This is a genomic window from Corallococcus praedator (genome assembly GCF_003612125.1).
GTDB classification, from domain to species: Bacteria; Myxococcota; Myxococcia; order Myxococcales; family Myxococcaceae; genus Corallococcus; species Corallococcus praedator.
Genome location: NZ_RAWI01000902.1, coordinates 1 through 477, shown reverse-complemented (window position 1 = coordinate 477; position 477 = coordinate 1). Strand labels below are relative to the sequence as shown.

The 477-nt window shown below is 66.5% G+C and carries 1 protein-coding gene; it reads left to right on the top strand.

The window, feature by feature from the left end; translation table 11 throughout:
* Positions 1-477: MFS transporter (locus D7Y13_RS46295; protein WP_167508824.1), on the top strand; the 477-nt coding region annotated here is incomplete at both ends.

Sequence of the window (477 nt, the reverse complement as noted above, 5' to 3'; positions counted from 1 at the left end):
GTCTCAACCTGGCGCAGTCGTTCAACCCGGTCGGCGCCAACATCGGCGTGCTGCTGGGTACGGCGCTGATCCTGCCGCGGCTGACCAGTGACGCGGACCGGGCCGGGCTGAGCGGGCAGGCGCTCGTCGACTCCCAGGAGCGCGACCTCTCCCTGGTGCTCGGCCCGTACCTGGGCATCGCCGCAGTTCTGGTGCTGATCTGGATCGTCATCTTCTTCACGAAGATGGAGAACCCGCTCGAGGTGCACGAGCACGAGGTCGCAGGTGCCCATCCCCACGCGCAGAAGGGCGTCTTCTCCCGGCTGCTGAAGAACCGGCACTACAGCTTCGGCGTGGTCGCCCAGTTCTTCAACATCGCCGCGCAGGTGGCGACCTGGTCGTTCACCATCCTGTACGCGGAGGAGGTGCTGGGCTACCCGCCACGGACCGCCGGCTACTTCCTGCAGGCCAGCCTGATCCTGTTCCTCATCTCCAGGT